This is a genomic window from Pseudomonas sp. SIMBA_068 (genome assembly GCF_046534705.1).
Taxonomy (GTDB): domain Bacteria; phylum Pseudomonadota; class Gammaproteobacteria; order Pseudomonadales; family Pseudomonadaceae; genus Aquipseudomonas; species Aquipseudomonas putida.
On record NZ_JAWRYI010000737.1, the window covers coordinates 1 to 264 of the forward strand.

The window sequence follows — 264 nt, forward strand, 5'->3', positions numbered from 1 at the left end:
CGGAGAACCTGCAGGAAGGCCGCAGTCTTCAAGCCTGGGCGGGCTTTGCGCGGGACCATAACGTTTACTTGGCTGCTGGATTCGCTGAGCGAGATGGTATGAAGCTCTATGACAGCGCAGTCCTCTTTGGCCCTGAAGGTATGCTTGGGCACTATCGCAAAGCGCACCTATGGAATCAGGAAAAGCTGTGGTTCACCCCAGGCGACCTCGGTTTCCCTGTTTTCGAAACGCCTATCGGCCGTATCGGCTTGCTCATCTGCTGGG

At 56.8% G+C, this 264-nt stretch carries 1 protein-coding gene; it reads left to right on the top strand.

Annotation, left to right across the window (positions count from 1 at the left end):
* Positions 1-264: nitrilase-related carbon-nitrogen hydrolase (locus SB756_RS31215; RefSeq protein ID WP_410913385.1), on the top strand; the 264-nt coding region annotated here is incomplete at both ends.